The following is a 17,820-nucleotide window of genomic DNA, read 5'->3' as shown; positions in this document are numbered from 1 at the left end:
CGTTCCAAGTACGACTACCCGCCCTTTCACGCACTCAACAACGGACTGCCCCCGATGCGCGTCTCGCAATTCCCGCTGAACACCCTGAAAGAAACCCCGGCCGACGCCGAGATCATCTCCCACCAGCTGATGCTGCGCGCCGGCTATATCCGGCGGCTGGCCTCCGGCCTGTACACCTGGCTGCCGCTGGGCCTGCGCGTGCTGCGCCGGGTGGAGGGCATCGTGCGGGAGGAAATGAACCGGGCGGGCGCACTGGAGGTGCTGATGCCGGCGGTGCAACCGGCCGAGCTGTGGCAGGAATCCGGGCGCTGGGACTTCTACGGCGCCGAGTTGCTGCGCATCAAGGACCGTCACGAGCGTGACTTCTGCTTTGGCCCGACCCACGAGGAGGTCATCACCGATCTGGTGCGCCGCGAGGTCCGCAGCTACCGCCAGCTACCGGTGAACTACTACCAGATCCAGACCAAGTTTCGTGACGAGCGCCGCCCCCGCTTCGGCGTCATGCGCGCCCGAGAATTCCTGATGAAGGACGCCTACTCCTTCCATATCGACAGCGACTCGCTGACCGACACCTACCAGCACATGCACACGGCCTATACCCGCATCTTCGAACGCTGCGGCCTGGATTTCCGCGCGGTGGAGGCCGATACCGGCGCCATCGGCGGCAATGCCTCGCACGAATTCCACGTGCTGGCCAGCTCCGGCGAGGATGCCATCGCCTTCTCCCCAGCGGGTTTTGCCGCCAACGTGGAGCTCGCCCCCTGCCCGCAGCCCGCTGCGGCCCCGACCCCCGGCGCGGCGATGGAAAAGATCGCGACGCCCAACGTGCATACCATCGACGAGCTGGCGGACTTCCTGGGCATCCCCACCGACCGGACCGTGAAGACCCTGGTGGTTGCCGCCTCGGAAGAGATCGACGCCGACCTGGTGGCCATTGTGCTGCGCGGCGACCACGAGCTGAACGCGGTCAAGGCCGAGAAGCACCCCTGGATCGCGGAGCCCCTGCGCATGGCCGAGGCGGCCGAGATCCGCACCGCATTTGGCGCCGACCCTGGCTCGCTGGGCCCGGTGAACAGCCCGATCCCGGTGCTGGCCGATCACGCCATGCTCGGCATGGCCGACTTCGTGGTCGGTGCCAACGAGGACGGTCATCACCTGACCGGCGTCAACTGGGGCCGCGACCTGCCGCAGCCGGAGCACGCCGACCTGCGCAACATCACCGAGGGCGAACCCGCCCCGGACGGCTCCGGGCCAATCGAAATCCGCCGCGGCATCGAGGTCGGACACATCTTCCAGCTGGGCGACAAGTACTCCCAGGCCCTGGGCGCGCGCGTGCTGGACGAAGACGGCCGCGAACAGATCGTGACCATGGGCTGCTACGGCATCGGCGTGTCGCGCGTCGTGGCCGCGGCCATCGAACAGAATTTTGATGAGCGCGGCATCTGCTGGCCCACCGCCATCGCGCCCTTCGACATCGCCCTTTGCCCGATCGGCGCGAAGAAGTCACAGCGGGTGCGCGAAGCAGCCGAGCAATTGCACGACGAGCTACAGGCCGCCGGCTTCGAGGTCCTGCTGGACGACCGCGAACAGCGCCCCGGCGTGATGTTCGCCGACATGGAGCTGATCGGCATCCCGCACCGGGTCGTAATCGGCGAACGCGGCCTCGACGCCGGCGAACTCGAATACCAGGCACGCACCGCGACCGAGGCCGAACACCTGTCCCTGGACAACCTGGTCGACACCCTCCGCGAACGCCTGCGCGGCTGACGAGAACGTCCACGATGGACGAGATCCATTTCACCCTGGAGATGGGGATCGTGTTTGGCCTGCTGGGGCTGACGATCCTGCTGTTCGTGACGGAGGTGATCCGGATCGACCTGGCCGCGCTGAGTGTGCTGTTCCTGTTGGGGATGGTGGCGCTGGTGCCCGGGGTTGCACCGATCGTGGAGGGCGAGGCGCTGTTCTCCGGCTTCGCATCGAACGCGGTGATCGCGATCATCGCGGTGATGATCATCGGCACGGGGTTGGACCGTTCCGGGGTCATGAACCGCCTGGCGGACCTGATCCTGCGCTTTGGTGGGCAAACCGAACGCCGGGTGATGGCCACCACCTCCGGCGCTGTGGGCATCATCACCAGTTTCATGCAGAACATCGGCGCCGCCGCGCTTTTCATGCCGGTCATCAACCGCATCGGGGCAGCCGCCCATATCCCCCGCTCACGGCTGCTGATGCCAATGGGTTTCGCGGCGATTGTCGGGGGCACCCTGACCCTGGTCGCCTCCAGCCCGCTGATCCTGCTAAACGACCTGCTACCCAGCGATGTCGAGGGCTTCGGCCTGTTCGACGTGACCCCGATCGGACTGGCCCTGCTGGCGATGGTCATCCTCTACTTCGCCCTATTCGGGAGATGGGTACTCCCCGCCAGGGACGCACTGGCCGAAGATCCCGACGAGAGCCGGGTGCAAACCACCTCGGCCTGGTTCCGCGATGTCTATGGCATGGATTTCGGGGTGCGCGAGGCACGCCTGGGCGAAGACAGCTCGCTGGCCGGGCGCAGCGTCGGCGACTTCGAGGCGGCCTTCGGCGTGCATGTGGTCGGGGTGACCACGGACGACGAGACCCGTATCGAACCCAACCGGGACATCGAGCTGGAACGCGGGGCCCACCTCGCCATCCTCGGCCCGGTCACCACCATCGAGAAGACCTGCGACACCACCGGCACGGTCCTGAAAGACGAACTGGACGTATTCGCTCGCGCCTTGTCCGCCCGCTACGGAGGGATCGCCGAGATCATCGTCCCGCCCGGCTCCGAGCTCATCGGCCAGACAGTGCGCGACAAGGGCATGCGCCGCACCTATGGGATCTCGGTGCTACGCATCCAGCGCGGGGATGATCTACTCATCGACGAGGTCCCGGACACCCTCCTCAAGGCGGGCGACACCCTGGTCGTGCACACCCCATGGGAGAACCTGCAGAGGCTGGAGGATGACCGTGACTTCGTGGTCATCACGAGCCGCTATCCGCGCCGCAAGCAGGAGACCTCGAAGACCCACCGACCACTGGCGGCGCTGGGCTCACTGGTACTGGGGCTGGGGCTCGTGCTGTTCACCGATCTGCCGCTCGCCCTGGCGCTGCTGGGCGGTGCACTAGGGATGATCCTGACCGGCGTGATCAACATGGACGAGGCCTATCGCGGCATCAGCTGGAAGACCGTGTTCCTGCTGGCCTCTCTGATCCCGCTGGGGCTGGCCGTGGAGAACTCGGGTGCTGGCGAGTGGATCGCCACCAACGGCATGCAACAGCTGCAAGGCATGCCGGTCTGGGTGCTGCAGGTCGCAGTATTCCTGTTGACCACCTTCTTCACCCTGGTCATGTCCAACGTCGGGGCGACTGTACTGCTGGTGCCACTGGCAGTCAGTTTCGCCAGCGTCGCCCAGGGCATGGGTATCGATGCCGACCCGCGAGTCTTCGCCCTGATCGTTGCGATCGCCGCATCGAATTCCTTCATCCTGCCCACCCACCAGGTCAACGCCCTAATCATGGATCCGGGCGGCTATCGCGTAGCCGATTACCTGCGCGCCGGTGCCGGCGTAACCCTTCTCTTCATGGTCGTCGCCCTTCTCGTCATCAATCTGATCTTCTGACGATTCAGGCCCGGTACAGCCTCGGCGGACAAACTGGCGCCCTACCGATTCCCGCCCCCCGGAGCCCGAGATGTTCCTAACGCTTCCCCGAGGTCTTGTCCCGCTGGTCATGATGTTCGCGCTGCTCCTAGCCGCCTGCAGCTCGCGGATCTACGGGGTAAGCGAAGAGCAATGGGATGCGATGGGCGAGGCCGAACGCATGGAGGCCATCCGGGCCTGGGAATCGGTCCAGAAGGCGCGCGAGGCGCGGCTACAGGCCGAGGCCGAACGGGAGGCAGCCCTGGCGGCCGAACAGGCCGAGCGAGTAGCGGCCATCCGCAGCGGCGCGGCGGGCCTCCCTGGTGATCTGATCCGCGTCAGTCTGCGCGCCGGCACCGTGCGAATTGGCGGTCGCGACCGAGCCCTGGAGAGTACTTCGTTCACTCTGGCGAACGGCGAGACCCGCACGATCGAGATCCACGCCGATCGCTATCGAAGCGAGCTGGACGTCGCCTTCGATGACGGGCTGCTGCTAATCGACCTGCCGCGCCATTCCCGCGCCGGGGCCGCGCGCGTGCCCTGGGACGGGGCCTGGATGCAGGGCGCAGAGACCCGCATCCGCTCGGACGGACCCCACCGCCTGCGCGACGTCATAGCCTTCGTCCAGGTGATCCCGCCACCCGGGCGCCCGATTCGGCGGCACTAAGCCGCCCAAACCCTAAGGAGACGCTGATTTAATCGCGCGTCCGCGCTCGAGTCGCTTTTGCGTGGGAACAAGGCGCGGTGACTGCCGTGCAGTCACTCTGCACAAGGGAACCGCAACGCCGTTCCCGAGCAAAAGCGGCCGAGCCCCTGCCTTCAATAGCTTGTGGGGTTGGTGTCCCCTGTTCCCCGATCCTGCGTTGCGCCGCTTGCGGGTAGAACCACTACCCGCTACACGACGCGCCTTGTCTCGGAAAACAGGGGGCACCAACGCGGACGCGCGATTAAATCAGCGTCTCCCTAAGTTCAAGCCGTCGCGAAACCGACTGGACGCTGCGCGGGCACCGGGAGCTCTTCGGCCTCGACGGCGTCCACCCGTGCCATGCGCGGGCCATCGGCCAGCCATTCCTCCAGTGTGTCCAGGGCGGCCCTGGGCCCCACGGCCATGACCTCGACGCTGCCGTCTGACTCGTTGCGGGCATACCCGGCCAGGCCCAGACGTTGCGCCTCGTCGCGGGCGGATGCACGAAAGAACACACCCTGCACCCGTCCCCTGACACGCCAGCGGCGGGCATGGTTATCATTGGCCTCCGTCATTGCTGTCCTCCGGAGTGGATTCATGTCCGATACCCCTACGCTGTACCACAACCCGCGCTGCAGCAAGTCGCGCGCGACCCTGGAGCTGCTGCGTGCACAGGGTGTGGAGCCAGAGATCGTCGAGTATCTGAAGACGCCGCCGGATGCGGCCACCCTGCGCGCAATCGTCGACAAACTCGGCATCTCGCCGCGCGACCTGCTGCGAACCGGCGAGGCGGAGTACCGCGAACTGGGCCTGAAGGATGCGGAACTGGACGACGAGGCATTGATCCAGACCATGGTCCAGCACCCGAAACTGATCGAACGGCCGATCCTGGTCCGCGGTGACCGTGCCCGCATCGGGCGTCCTCCGGAACAGGTGCTGGAGATCCTGTCGTGAGCGCCGCCCCCGAGGTCCTGGTGTTGTATTACAGCCGCTACGGCGCCACAGCCGAGCTGGCACGCCACGTGGCCAGTGGCGTCGAGCGCGCCGGCGCGGTCGCCCGTGTCCGCACCGTGCCGCCCGTCAGTACCAACATCACGAGCGATGCCCCGGCGATCCCGGACGCTGGGGCACCCTATGCGGAGACCCGCGACCTGGAGGAATGCGCCGGACTGGTGATGGGTTCGCCCACCCGCTTCGGCAACATGGCCGCGCCCCTGAAGCACTTCCTCGATGGCACCAGTGGGCTGTGGGCCAGCGGTGGACTGGTGGATCGCCCGTTCGGGCTGTTCACCAGCACGGCGACCCAGCACGGCGGCCAGGAGACCACCCTGCTGACCATGGCCCTGCCGCTGATCCATCAGGGCATGCTGTGGGTGGGCGTGCCCTACACCGTGCCTGAACTGAGCACCACCACCTCGGGCGGGTCGCCCTATGGCGCCAGCCACGTGGCCGGCGGCCAGGGCGAACATCCAGTCACCCGCGAAGAGCAGCGCATCGCCGACGCACTGGGCGAGCGCGTCGGCCGCATCACGCGGCAATTGCAGGCCGGGAGTCCCGCATGATCTTCGCGGCTCGCGGCCTGGCACTGCTCGCCTACCTCGGCCTGATGGGTCTGATCCTGATCTGGACGACCTGGATCGCTCCGCCGGAGATCGTGCCCATCTCGGTGGCGCTGGTGATCCTGGTACTGCCCCTGCTATTCCCACTGCGCGGCATGCTGCACGGTCGGCGCTACACCCACGCCTGGTCCAGCCTGCTGGCACTGGCCTACCTCACCCTCGGCATCACGCTGGCCGCCGCAGCCGATGCCCGCCTCTACGGCGTGCTGATGACCGCGGCCGCCTTCGCCTGGTTCGCCGGCTGCCTGCTCTACGTCAAACTCGACGCCCGCCGCGCCCGCAAGCTTGCTTCCTGATATTCACCACGAAGCACACGAAGGCACGAAGAAGGGCCAGGTCAAGGTCAAGGGCAGTTTGAACCACAGAGGGCACAGAGGACACGGAGAAAATTCGATGTTGGTCTGGGGAACGACATAAGTCAGGGGCCGAGAAGGACCGCCGGCGCTTGATGCATTTTCGCCCTGCTCAACAACCGCGTGCGGATCTCAAGGCGTTTCCTGTTTATCTCTGTGTTCTCCGTGTCCTCTGTGGTGCAATCGCCCTTCTTCGTGCGCTTCGTGGTGAAAATCAGGAGCGGGTGAGCTGATCGCGGACGAAGGGGATGGTCAGGCGGCGCTGTTCGGCCAGGGCGGCCAGGTCCAGGCGGTCCAGGAGCTCCAGTAGCGCCACCAGGTCGCGGCGGTAGTGGCGCAGCAGGTACTCGGCCACCGCCTCCGGCAGTTCCAGGCCGCGCAGTACTGCACGCTGAGCGAGGATGCGCTTGAGGTCGCCGTCCTCCGGGGTCTGCAGGCGAAACACCGGCCCCCAGGACAGGCGCGAGGTCAGATCCGGCAATCGACTGCCCAGGCCATCCGGCGCATGGGCCGACGCCATCAGCACTCGACATGCACCATCGCGCAGGCGGTTCAGCAGCCCGAACAGTGCTTCGTCCCAGTCGCCCTGTCCGACGACGGCATCGAGGTCGTCCAGCGCGACCAGACGCGAGCACTCCAGTCCATCCAGCACCGCCAGTGGCGGCGCGGACGCAACCTCGGCCAACGGCAGATAGGCCACCGGCTCGCCGCGTTCGTGGCCCTGATGACAGGCGGCCTGCAACAGGTGCGTCTTGCCCACGCCTGCCGGGCCATGCAGCAGGATCTGCGGCTCGGTCATCCCGACCCCGACCGCCAGGGCCTCCACCGCATCGCGCGCCAGATGGTTGCCCCCGGGGTAAAAGCCCGCAAAGCGTGAGGCGTCACGCAGCCGCAGGTCCAGCGGAAGCTGCCGATGGGGCACAGCGCTACCCGATTGCCCGGTGCTCACGATCGCTCCTCGTTGTCACCCGCGACTGCCGCGTCCGCATTCAAGCGCCGGTAATGGGCCAGCGCATGACGCACGGCCACGGCCAGCACCGCGGCGACCGGCAACGCCAACAGCACACCGAAGAACCCGAACAACTGACCACCCGCCAGCACGGCGAAGATCACCGCGACCGGATGCAACCCGGTACGGTCCCCTACCAACCACGGCGTCAGGACCATGGATTCCAGTACCTGGGCGACGGCGAAGATCGCCAGCACGATCAGCAGCAGGCTCCAGCCATCGCCTTGCACCAGGGCCGCCACACCCGCCAGCAGCACACCTACGATTACGCCTACGTAGGGGATAAAGCTGACCAGCCCCGCGATCAGACCGATCGCCAGACCCATCTCCACGCCGGCCACGGTCAGGGTCACGGCATAGAACAGGCCCAGCGCCAGCATGACCAGCAACTGTCCGCGCAGGAAAGCCCCCAGGGTTTCGTCCGATTCCTTGGCAAAGGTCAGCACCGTTGGGCGCCAGGCCCGGGGCAGCAGATCGCGCAGGCCGTCCAACAGCCGCGGCCAGTCGCGCAGCAGGTAGAAGCTCACGACCGGGATCAGCACCAGATTCAGGACCGCCAGCACCAGGGCCCCGGTCGAACTACTCACCCATTGCAGCGCGCCACCCGCCAGGCCGCCGGCTTCCCGCCAGTGTTCGGTTACCAGGGCCTGGATGGCCCCCGCATCCAGCGGCGGCAAGGCCTCCCCGGCTCGTTCCTCCAGCCACGGGCGCACCCGCTGGTCAAACCATTCCAGCAGTTCCGGCAAGGCCAGTGTGAGACGTTCAAACTGCGCGAGTGCCAGAGGAATGAGGATCAGAACCAGCGCCGCCAGCCCCAGCATCACCAACAGGAAGATCACGACCGTGGCCAGGGTCCGCGAGCCCCCAGCCCGTGGCGCAAGGCGCGTAACCAGTGGGTTGAACAGGTAGCCAATGAGCAACGCGACCACGAAGGGCGTCAGGATAGGCGCCAGCAGGTACAGCGCACCGCCCAGCACCAGCAACCCGACCAGGGCGGCCAGGGTTGCGGCCGATAGCAGCCCGACCTGCGCGTGGGCACCCTGGTTCACGGAGTCCTCCGGTTCGAGGCGGCCGCATCCCCTGGTCCATGCAGGTGACGCCAGGCGTACAGACCCCATTGGGCGGTATAGGCGAGACCGCTGGCGAGCGTGGTAAAGGCCACCACGATCGCCAGCAGCTGCACCCAGATGGGATCAAGATCCAGCAGGCCCACCTTCACGATGGCAACCAGCACGAGGGTGATCTGCAGGAAGGTATTCACCTTGCTGATGAACAGCGGTCGGATCGCCAGCGGCCCCACGAATGCGCGGTAGAGCGCGGAACCCACGGTCAGCCAGACATCCCGCCCCACGACCAGAAACAACAACCACAGCGGCAGCAGGCCGGACAGCGTGACCGCTACGTAGATCCCCAGCATCAGCAGCTTGTCCGCCGCCGGGTCCAGCCAGGCCCCCAGACGCGTATGCCAGCCATAGCGCCGCACCAGCCAGCCATCCAGGGCGTCACTGAGCCCTGCAATCGCCAGCAGCACCACCGCTATCCAATAGTGTTCTTGCACCAATAGCCAGACGATCGGCGGGATCAACAGGATCCGGCCGATCGTGACCGCATTCGGGATCTGGTGACGGGGCAGCATCCGTGCGTGGCAACCGTCGATCAGCGCCGATCGAGCCAGGCGTCTGCCTCGGGCGCATCCTCCGGCACCTCGGCCCGCGCGAAGCCCGAGCCACGCAGCAGATCGACCAGGTCGTCCTGGTCCAGCCCACTGCGCACCTGCAGTACCACGGTATTGCCCGCCAGCGCGTCCAGGCGTGCCACCTCCACTGCCTGCAGACGCGTCAACTCCGCGCGCAAGCGTTCGAAGGCCGCATAGCCCTGCACCCCGGAAAAGCCCAGACGCACCCAGTCGGGATCGGCGGGCACCCGGGCCAAGCGCTCGGCCACCTGATCCAGAACCAGGGCGACCGCCTCGCGAGCGGACCCCTCGGGAGCATCCCCGCGGGCGGAACCGCGGAACTCACGATCATCATGCACGGCAATGGCCCGCGCCTCGGTCTCGCCCGCCGTCTCGCGCACGTGCAACAAAATGACGCCGTCCGCCTCATAGCGGCGGGCGGCATCGACCAGGGGCTCGGTTACGCCCCCAACGATGTCGGATGGCTGCGCCGCACGTCGGTCCTCCAGGTCCCCCAGCGGGAACAGCAGGGGCATGTCGCGCGCCTCGGCCAGATCCTGCAGCGCCCGCAGGACACCCGGGCCATCCACCGCATCGCCCAGCAGGTCGCGCTGCCCGCCCTGGTCGTAAACCGCCCAGACCAGGAGCCCTGGGCGCTCACCCAGCACCGCTGGCACGCCGGCATCACGCAGCGCGGTGCGCAGACGGAAGGGGTCAAACTCCAGGCGCCAGCGGTCATCCTCCACCTGCTGGCGCCGCTCGAGCGCGGCAATCCAGCCCTCGTCATCGCGCTCGGCGAGGAGCGCCTCGACCAGTTCGTGGACCGACTCCGAACGCAGCCCGGCCAGGCGAACAAGCGCCTGTTCCAGCCCCTGCTCCAGCGCAGAGGCATCGTCTTCGGCCGCGACCGTCACGACCAGTGACTCCTGAGCCTGCGCCAGGGGGGCCAGAAGCAACAAAGCCAGGCTAAACAGGAACGCCGAGAACGAGTGCAATTTGCGATGCGTTGGCATGATGGTGATCGGTTGTTCGAAAGGCGCCCAAAATACCACAGGCGCGGCGCAAAACCCTGTCACAACACGCATGGATGGGCTTGTCGCTTTGCACGCCCGCATCCGGCTCGCTACCATGCCGGGTTCTGCGAGACCGCCGCAGCGCGCGGCCGTCCAACCGCGCTCATCCAACATCGGGGAACCCATGTCCGAATCCCGTTCAGGCCTGACCTACCGCGAGGCCGGTGTCGATATCGAGGCCGGCGCCGAGCTGGTCGAACGCATCAAGCCGCATGCGGCGCGCACCCAGCGTCCCGGCGTGATGGCCGGGTTGGGTGGCTTCGGTGCCCTGTTCGAGCTGCCGATGGACCGTTACAAGCAGCCCGTTCTGGTCTCCGGGACCGACGGGGTGGGTACCAAGCTGCGCCTGGCGCAGGAGACCGGCCGCCACGACAGCATCGGCATCGACCTGGTCGCAATGTGCGTGAACGACATCGTGGTCCAGGGGGCAGAACCGTTGTTCTTCCTCGACTACTACGCCACCGGCCACCTGGACGTGGATATTGCCGCGGACGTGGTCACCGGCATCGCCGAGGGCTGCGAACAGGCGGGCTGCGCGCTGATCGGCGGCGAGACCGCCGAGATGCCCGGGATGTACCAGGGCGAGGACTACGACGTGGCCGGCTTCGCGGTCGGCATCGCGGAAAAAGACGCCCTGATCGACGGTAGCCAGGTCGCGGCCGGAGACGTGGTTCTGGGCCTGGAAGCCACCGGACCGCATTCCAATGGCTATTCGCTGATCCGGCGCGTGCTGGAGCATTCCGGTGCGAGCCTGGACGACGCCCTGCCGGATGGCGACGGCAAGACCCTGGGCGACGCGCTGATGGCCCCCACCCGGATCTACGTTCGCCCGTTGTTGGAGCTCTTGCAGCATTTCCCGGTGCATGCGATGGCCCATATCACGGGCGGCGGTCTGACCGAGAACCTCCCCCGTGTTCTGCCGGACACCCTCGGCGCGCGCATCGACCCGAACAGCTGGGCACGCCCCCCGGTCTTCAACTGGCTGCAGCAGGCCGGCGACATCGCCGACGAAGAAATGCTGCGCACCTTCAACTGTGGCATCGGCATGACCGTGATCCTCCCGGAGGATCGAGTCGAAGCCGCCAGCACAGAACTCGCGCGAGCCGGCATCCGTAGCTGGCCGATCGGCGTGATCCGCGAGCGCGACGACTTCCAGCCCAGCGTGACCTACGCCACCGCATGACCGAAGCCCCCGGGCAAATCACCGCTGAAACGCCGCAACGCCTGGTGGTCCTGATCTCCGGACGCGGCAGCAACCTGGGCGCGCTGATCGAGGCCTGCGAGCAGGGCCAGATCCCGGCCCGGATCGTGGGTGTGGTCAGCAACCGTCCGGATGCCGGCGGGCTTGGCTTCGCCGAGCAACACGGCATCCCGTCCCAAGTGCTGAACCACCGCGACTACCCGACGCGCGAGGCCTTCGACGCCGATCTCGCCACCGCCATTGAAGGCTACGCCCCGGATTGGGTCATTCTCGCCGGGTTCATGCGCATCCTGACCCCGGGCTTTGTGGACCGATTTACCGGCCGCATGCTGAACATTCATCCCTCGCTACTGCCCAAGTATCGTGGTCTGGATACCCATGCCCGTGCCCTGGCCGACGGCGAGACCGAACACGGCGCCAGTGTGCATTTTGTGACGCCAGAGTTGGATGGCGGCCCAGTCATCATGCAGGCTCGTGTGCCGGTCGTATCCGACGATACCGCCGACACCCTGGCCGCCCGGGTGCAACGGGCCGAGCACCGACTGTATCCCGAGGTGGTTCGCCGAGTGTGTTCAGGCGAAATTCAGTGGTCCGGGCGGATCCTGCAGGCCGATGGCACGCCGCTGGGCGCGCCGCTGCAACTCGACGAGGACACGCACAATGCTTCACCGCCACAACCGGCTGGCTAGATCCGCCATGTTCAGGCTCGCACCCACTATGGTTATGGCCATTCTGCTGGCCCTCCTCGCAGCCCCGGCGGCGGCGGATCGTGACCTGCGTCCGATCCCGCCGTACACCGCGAGCTATGAGGCCAGTGCGATGGGCAACACGCTCAAGGCGCGCATCACCCTCAATCACGAAGACGTGCAGACACGCATGGCGATGGACGCCCATGTGTCCGGTTTTTTGCGGGTCCTGGGTCGGTTCGAGCTGAGCCGCGAGGCGCTGATGACCAACCCGAACGGCGAGCTACAGCTCGTGCATTCGCGCAGCAAGCAGATCACCCCGCGCCGCGAGCGCAAGGTCGAAACCCGGTTCGACTGGGACGACAACCGCGCGATTGGCACCATCAACGGCGACCGCTTCGACCTAGAGGTGCCCCCGCAGACGTTGGACTTTCTCGGCTCCCTCTACCTGATGATGCAGCAACTGGAGAGCGGCGCGCTGAGTCAGGAAGGCGACCGGAAGACCATCCAGTCACTGGAGCGGGACCGGCTGCGCGAATACCGCTTCGAAGTCGCCGGACGCGAGACCATGGACTCCCCGATCGGTCGCGTGGAGACCGTCCGCATCGATCGCCGCACCGATGACAGCGATGTTGCCCTGTCCGCCTGGTTCGCCCGCGAACTGCGCCACGTCCCGGTTCGTTTCGACTACGAGGCCGACGGCCGTGTGTTCGAGCTGAATCTCACCCAGCTCGAATGGCACGACCCGATCATTGATCTGAACGATTAGGGAAACACTGATGAATGGCCTCCGCCCTCACTGTTCCCCTGGCCAGACGAGGAATTTTCCTCGGTCAGCCGTATAACCCCGACGCGCTGTACCCTGGGAAAATCCCCGTACAGCCAATATCCTGCGCGACCATCGCACAAACTCACGAACCATCCGGGCTAACCAACCATGAGCGAAACCTTTGACCTGGCCATCATCGGCAGTGGCCCCGGGGGCTATCGTGCCGCCGTCCTGGGCGCCCTGCGCGGACTGAATGTCGTCATCATCGAGAAGGGCGACTGGGGCGGCTGCTGCCTCAATCGCGGCTGCGTGCCCAAGAAAGACTGGTACCACACCGCCCGCACGGTCGCCGCCCAGCGCCACTTCGAGGGCCGCGGCATCAGCGGCAGTCTCAGTGCCGACATGGACCAGGCCTGGCAACACCAGAACGACGTGGTCACCGAGGTCCGCAACTCCTATCTCGGCTACATGAAGCACCTCAAGATCCAGTATCGCCATGGCAACGCTAGCTTCCGCGATGCCGAGACCCTGGAAATCGTGAACGATGACGGTACCGAGACCGTCAGCGCACGGCACACGATCATCGCCACCGGCGCGACGGCCAGCGTACCGGCACCGTTCAAGGCCAAACCCGGCCGCGTCCTCACCACCGACATGCTGTTCGACGACAAGCCCCCGACCGGCTCGCGCGTCGCCATCATCGGCTCCGGCGTGGTCGCCACCGAGTTCGCCTGGATCTTCCACCACCTCGGCAAGGAGGTGACCTGGTTGAGCCGTTCCAAGCCCCTGTCCGGCCAGAAGTTCAGCCCCCAGGCGCTGGGTACGCTGAAGGAACGCCTGGCCGAGGATGGCGTCGAGCCGGTCCGGGTCAAAGGCTACGACAAGGTCGAGGCGTCGGACGACGGCGTCACCATCACCGACAGCGAGGGCAACCGCTTCGAGGTCGACTGGGTCCTGCTCGGCACCGGGCGCACCCCGCATACCGAAGGCCTGAACCTGGACACCATCGGCGTGAAAACCGACCGTCGTGGCTTCGTCCAGCGCCGCCCCACTCTGCAGACCAACGTCGACAACATCTACGCCATCGGCGACGTCGCCAGCGAATGGCAAACCGCCAACCATGCCCTGGCCGACGCCACCATCGCGGTCGAGAACATCCAGAACGGCAACACCCGTGAACAGGACGAGCGCTTCGTGCCGATCGCGATCTACACCGCGGTCGAGATGGCACGCCTGGGGATGGACGAGGACGACGCCGAAGACGAAGAGCTGGAACCGGCCGTCGGCTTCGCCGCCTTCGAGACCTCCCCCCGCGCACTGGGCCAGGACGAACCGGAAGGCTTCGTTCGCCTGATCGGCGACATGGATACTGGCGCCCTGCTGGGCGGTGAAGTCATCGGCGGTGATGCCGGCGAACTGATCCACATCCTGTCCCTGGCCCCCGACCGCGAAACCGCGCTCGCCTGGCTCGCCAAGGGCCAGTGGAACCATCCGACCCGCGCCGAGGAATTCCTCAACGCCACCGAGACCCTCGCCTCCAAGTGGAACCTCAAATCGGAAATCTTCGGGCTCTGAGCCACCAGCGGATGCAAGGAAGCAGGATCGCCGCCACTGGAAAACCGAAGGCTGACCGAACCACGCGGCTGCAACGTCAAACCAGCCCTACCCCAGCTTGCGTCCACGTTTAGCCGAAAGGACTTCGGCGTCGGCGCGCTGGACGAGCGTGTCGAGGTGATTATCGGCGGCAAGGTATCCGGCGGCGCCCAGGCTGATGGCCACCCCGGCCTCGGCCTGTACGCGGTTGCGCAGACGATCCCCCATCTGACGAGCAGACGCCAAGGGCGTATCAGGAAGAAGCAGGACAAATTCGTCCCCGCCATAGCGGGCAAAGAGATCATTCGTCCGCAGCTCGGCCTGCACACTAGCCGCCACCCGCTGCAGCACAGCGTCGCCGGCCGCGTGGCCGTCCTGGTCGTTGATCTGCTTGAAGCCGTCGAGGTCGAACATCAACAGCGACAGCGCGCTGCCATGGCGCCGCGCGCGCTCCATCTCCCGCTCGGCCCCAGCCTGAAAGTAACGGCGGTTACCGACGCCCGTGAGGCTATCCCTTGAAGCCAGCAATTCCAGCTGCGTATTGGCCTCCTGCAGCTTCCGGTTCGCCTCGTTCAGGGCCTGGGTACGCACCTCGACGACGGCTTCAAGGTCCTGGTTATAACGCTCCAGATCGGCGCACGCGAGACGCAATTCGGTGACGTCCTGGGCGATCCCAAACACGTGCGAGACCGCCCCGTTCGTATCGTGCACAGGCACCAGCAGGGTCAACCAGTGCCCCGCGCGCTCCTCGCCATGGCCATCACGGAACGCCGCATGCTCTTCGTAACGAAGCGGTTTGTCCTGGCGCAGACAGTCCCGATAATGCCCAACCGTCGCCTCCGCGACAGACCACGGCAGGAAGTCGTGCAGCCGCTTTCCGATACAGTCCTGAGCAACCACTTCCGTCATTTTCGGATTGGCCGCCTCAACCACAAAATCGGGCCCCTCGACCCGCATCAGGAACATGTTCTCCGGGAAATGTTCCCAAATCTCGGTGAGCAGGCCAGTCTGGGCGATGGCTTCCATAAACCCCGGGGTTCTATCGTCCTTCATGTCGTTCTCCATCTCGCCCTAACGCCCGGCATTATTCCCTTTTCATGGTGCATCCAGATTTTTCCCGGCACTTCCCTGCTCGCGATGGACCACTGCCTCGAAATCGGCAACGGGCATCGCGTGGTGGTACAGGTACCCCTGGAAGCGATTGCAGCCATGGCGTACCAGGAAATCACGCTGGATTTCGTTCTCCACACCCTCGGCAATGAGTAACAGGCCCATGTTGTGAGCTATAGCGGTGATGGTTGCGACGATGTTGGCGTCATCGGCGTCATGTTCGATGTCCTGTACGAATGAGCGATCAATCTTGAGCATATCCAGCGGTAGCCGTTTCAGATAACTCAATGACGAGTACCCGGTCCCGAAGTCGTCCAGCGCCAATACAACACCCAGGGCTTGCAAGGCCTCCAGGTTGGCGATCAGTTGCGACGAGGCATCGGCCATCACACTCTCGGTTACCTCGACATGCAGACGCTCGGCCGGTGCACCCGTCCGTTCCAGAACACTCGTCACCTCGTCCATCAGGCGTCGCTGGCGCAGATGATGCGGCGACAGGTTGACCGATATCGGCAACGTCTCCAGCTCTGGCTGGCCCTGCCAGCGGGCAAGGACCTGGCAGGCCTGCAACAACGCCACGCGCCCGATATCCAGGATCTGACCGGTGTTCTCGGCTATTGGAATGAACTCGCCCGGGGAGATCCAGCCACCATCGGCTTGCGGCCAGCGCATTAGCGCCTCGCCACCCAGGATGTGACCGTGTGAATCCACCTGGGGCTGCAGGTGGATCACCAGCTCGTCGCGCTCCAGGGCCTGGCGCAGACTGCGTTCGAGTTCGGCCTCGCGCAGTAGCGTACGCTGCATCTCCGGATCGTAAAAACGCACCGCGTTGCCGCGCTGGTGTTTCGCCTGATACATCGCGAAATCCGCCTGCTTGAGCAGCTCCTCGGCGGTATCAAAGCCCCGCGGGAACAGGGTGATGCCGATACTGCCCGACATCACGTGCTCGATCTCGTCGATGACGACGGGTTCGCGCATGGCCCGCAGGAGTTGTTCGGCGATCCGCCGGGCATCCGCGCCGGCCTGCGAACGATCCGGACTCAACTCCTCAAGCAGGGCCACAAACTCGTCGCCACCCAGGCGTGCGACGATGTCCTGATCCCGCAACCGGTCGGTAAACCGCCGGGCCAGGGTCTGCAACAGGCGATCACCCGCGGAGTGTCCGCAGGTATCGTTCAGCGTCTTGAAGTTGTCGAGGTCAATCAGCAAAAGTGCCGCATGGCGCCCGGTGCGATTGACCGTGTGGATCGCGTGCTCCAGGTGTTCCAGCAGGAGCCGCCGGTTGGGCAGATCGGTCAGTGCATCGCGAAAGGCCAGCCGGGCATTCTCCTCTTCCACCTCGAGGATGCGGCCCAGCCGCTGCGCCATGGTCTGCGTCACCTCCTGCAGCCGCGCAATCTCGCGGACGCGCGAATCGGCGCGTAGTTCGGTGGCAAACTCGCCATGGCCGATCCGATCCAATGTCTGCACGGCCTCTCGCATCGGCTTCAGGGTGCGACCCAGCCACAGATAAAGTCCGCCCGCGATCACCAGCAGTACCAGGAACGCGACGGTGTAGGTCGTCAGGTTGATCAGCTTCTGGGTGGCAACAGATTCGGTCAGATCGCGCGCCAGGACCACATTGGCGGTCGGGCGCGCGGCGGCATACGGGGTCAACGGCAGGTACACCAGCTGCGAATGCCGCCCGTCGAGGTCGACGCGACCGGCCGCCGGCTGTTCATGCAGCCGGCGGCCCACCGACAAGTCCATCGCGAAGGGGGCAGTGAGCGCGAGTGGGCCCCGCTCGTCCAGTAGCGCGGCCCGACCACCAATGGCGTCCGCCATGGACTCCAGTGCGGAGGTCGACAGGTCACGCAGCTGCACGACACTGCCAATCGGGTTTCCGCTTCGATAGACCGGGACGGCCAGGCCCGCGTAGACCCGCTCGCCGGGGACGTGATGCAGGCCTTCGTGGAAGCGTCCATCGGCCAAGGCTGCAGCAGCCAATGGCACCCGTTCGCCGCGCGTACCGGCCGAGTCGTAGCGCACGGTGCCCTGGGCATCAAGCACGACGATACGGTCGGCAATCTCGCCCGCGCGCAAACGATTGTAGAGGGGATCGGCGTAGCTCTGGATACCCCTGTCCGCGCGCATAGCACCGATCAGGGCATCGTTCCGGGTAACCGAGGGCACCTCCGCGCGCATGCGCTGCCACTCGTTCTCTAGCGTCTGGCGCCACGCGGCCGACTGGCCGTCCACGCCCAGACGGTCAAGACGCTGCTCCGCCTGGTCGACTGCGAGGTGTGTCCCGAGGGCAAGGGTTCCCGCCAGCACCAGCAGGCCGGCGAACATGACCCCGGCCAGGATCGTCTGAAGCCGAATGCCCCGGCCGAGCTGGGCGGCGCC

The 17,820-nt window shown here is 66.0% G+C and carries 17 protein-coding genes; 10 read left to right on the top strand and 7 right to left on the bottom strand.

The window, feature by feature from the left end:
• The first annotated feature begins 54 nt into the window (after positions 1–54).
• The 3 genes from D002_RS0104215 (at position 55) to D002_RS0104205 (ending at position 4,329) form a co-directional block, all read left to right on the top strand.
• Complete coding sequence (locus D002_RS0104215) at positions 55–1,767, top strand: proline--tRNA ligase (RefSeq protein WP_018140660.1); 1,713 nt, start codon at positions 55–57, stop codon at positions 1,765–1,767.
• A gap of 14 nt (positions 1,768–1,781) precedes the next feature.
• The gene (locus D002_RS0104210; protein ID WP_018140659.1) at positions 1,782–3,644 is read left to right on the top strand and encodes an SLC13 family permease; all 1,863 of its coding nucleotides are present in this window, start codon (positions 1,782–1,784) and stop codon (positions 3,642–3,644) included.
• 70 nt (positions 3,645–3,714) lie between these two features.
• On the top strand, positions 3,715–4,329 hold the full coding sequence (locus tag D002_RS0104205; protein ID WP_018140658.1) for a hypothetical protein: 615 nt from the start codon (positions 3,715–3,717) through the stop codon (positions 4,327–4,329).
• A 302-nt stretch (positions 4,330–4,631) separates the two neighbouring features.
• On the opposite strand, the gene D002_RS0104200 is transcribed toward D002_RS0104205, so the two are convergent.
• Complete coding sequence (locus D002_RS0104200; RefSeq protein WP_018140657.1) at positions 4,632–4,922, bottom strand: acylphosphatase; 291 nt, start codon at positions 4,920–4,922, stop codon at positions 4,632–4,634.
• Between the two features lie 22 nt (positions 4,923–4,944).
• Between D002_RS0104200 and arsC the strand changes: the two genes are divergently transcribed.
• Genes arsC through D002_RS0104185 form a run of 3 tightly spaced genes read left to right on the top strand, consistent with a single transcriptional unit; the run spans position 4,945 to position 6,262 of the window.
• On the top strand, positions 4,945–5,301 hold the full coding sequence (gene arsC, locus D002_RS0104195; protein WP_018140656.1) for an arsenate reductase (glutaredoxin): 357 nt from the start codon (positions 4,945–4,947) through the stop codon (positions 5,299–5,301).
• Positions 5,298–5,909 carry an NAD(P)H:quinone oxidoreductase gene (gene wrbA / locus D002_RS0104190; protein WP_018140655.1) on the top strand — a complete coding sequence of 204 codons (612 nt, stop codon included), beginning with the start codon at positions 5,298–5,300 and terminating at the stop codon, positions 5,907–5,909. Before arsC ends, wrbA begins: the two co-directional genes overlap by 4 nt.
• Positions 5,906–6,262 (top strand): DUF2069 domain-containing protein, encoded by a 357-nt coding sequence (locus D002_RS0104185; RefSeq protein WP_018140654.1) that lies wholly within the window; start codon positions 5,906–5,908, stop codon positions 6,260–6,262. The genes wrbA and D002_RS0104185 overlap by 4 nt, the downstream gene beginning before the upstream one ends.
• A gap of 271 nt (positions 6,263–6,533) precedes the next feature.
• Here D002_RS0104185 and hda read toward each other — a convergent pair whose 3' ends face one another.
• Genes hda through D002_RS0104165 form a run of 4 tightly spaced genes read right to left on the bottom strand, consistent with a single transcriptional unit; the run spans position 6,534 to position 10,016 of the window.
• Positions 6,534–7,268, bottom strand: coding sequence for a DnaA regulatory inactivator Hda (gene hda / locus D002_RS0104180; protein WP_018140653.1), 735 nt, complete (start codon positions 7,266–7,268; stop codon positions 6,534–6,536).
• On the bottom strand, positions 7,265–8,377 hold the full coding sequence (locus tag D002_RS0104175; protein WP_018140652.1) for an AI-2E family transporter: 1,113 nt from the start codon (positions 8,375–8,377) through the stop codon (positions 7,265–7,267). Before D002_RS0104175 ends, hda begins: the two co-directional genes overlap by 4 nt.
• Positions 8,374–8,964, bottom strand: a complete 591-nt coding sequence (locus tag D002_RS0104170; RefSeq protein ID WP_018140651.1) for a CDP-alcohol phosphatidyltransferase family protein — start codon at positions 8,962–8,964, stop codon at positions 8,374–8,376. The genes D002_RS0104175 and D002_RS0104170 overlap by 4 nt, the downstream gene beginning before the upstream one ends.
• A gap of 20 nt (positions 8,965–8,984) precedes the next feature.
• On the bottom strand, positions 8,985–10,016 hold the full coding sequence (locus D002_RS0104165) for a DUF2066 domain-containing protein (RefSeq protein WP_018140650.1): 1,032 nt from the start codon (positions 10,014–10,016) through the stop codon (positions 8,985–8,987).
• Between the two features lie 184 nt (positions 10,017–10,200).
• On the opposite strand from D002_RS0104165, the gene purM reads away from it, so the two are divergent.
• The 4 genes from purM (at position 10,201) to D002_RS0104145 (ending at position 14,307) form a co-directional block, all read left to right on the top strand.
• Positions 10,201–11,259 carry a phosphoribosylformylglycinamidine cyclo-ligase gene (gene purM / locus D002_RS0104160; RefSeq protein ID WP_018140649.1) on the top strand — a complete coding sequence of 353 codons (1,059 nt, stop codon included), beginning with the start codon at positions 10,201–10,203 and terminating at the stop codon, positions 11,257–11,259.
• The gene (purN, locus tag D002_RS0104155) at positions 11,256–11,966 is read left to right on the top strand and encodes a phosphoribosylglycinamide formyltransferase (RefSeq protein ID WP_018140648.1); all 711 of its coding nucleotides are present in this window, start codon (positions 11,256–11,258) and stop codon (positions 11,964–11,966) included. Before purM ends, purN begins: the two co-directional genes overlap by 4 nt.
• Before the next feature lie 7 nt (positions 11,967–11,973).
• On the top strand, positions 11,974–12,732 hold the full coding sequence (locus tag D002_RS0104150; RefSeq protein WP_026181514.1) for a DUF3108 domain-containing protein: 759 nt from the start codon (positions 11,974–11,976) through the stop codon (positions 12,730–12,732).
• 168 nt (positions 12,733–12,900) lie between these two features.
• Positions 12,901–14,307, top strand: a complete 1,407-nt coding sequence (locus D002_RS0104145) for an NAD(P)/FAD-dependent oxidoreductase (protein ID WP_018140646.1) — start codon at positions 12,901–12,903, stop codon at positions 14,305–14,307.
• An 87-nt stretch (positions 14,308–14,394) separates the two neighbouring features.
• On the opposite strand, the gene D002_RS0104140 is transcribed toward D002_RS0104145, so the two are convergent.
• Both D002_RS0104140 and D002_RS0104135 read right to left on the bottom strand, forming a co-directional pair.
• Entirely contained in the window at positions 14,395–15,378 is a 984-nt protein-coding gene (locus D002_RS0104140; protein ID WP_026181513.1) for a GGDEF domain-containing protein, read from the bottom strand.
• 42 nt (positions 15,379–15,420) lie between these two features.
• On the bottom strand, positions 15,421–17,766 hold the full coding sequence (locus D002_RS0104135) for a bifunctional diguanylate cyclase/phosphodiesterase (RefSeq protein WP_026181512.1): 2,346 nt from the start codon (positions 17,764–17,766) through the stop codon (positions 15,421–15,423).
• Positions 17,767–17,820: the final 54 nt, after the last annotated feature.

This window comes from Thioalkalivibrio sp. ALJ7 (assembly GCF_000376865.1).
GTDB lineage: Bacteria > Pseudomonadota > Gammaproteobacteria > Ectothiorhodospirales > Ectothiorhodospiraceae > Thioalkalivibrio.
Note: the sequence above shows the minus strand (reverse complement) of the source record. Positions and strands in the feature narration are given on the sequence as shown.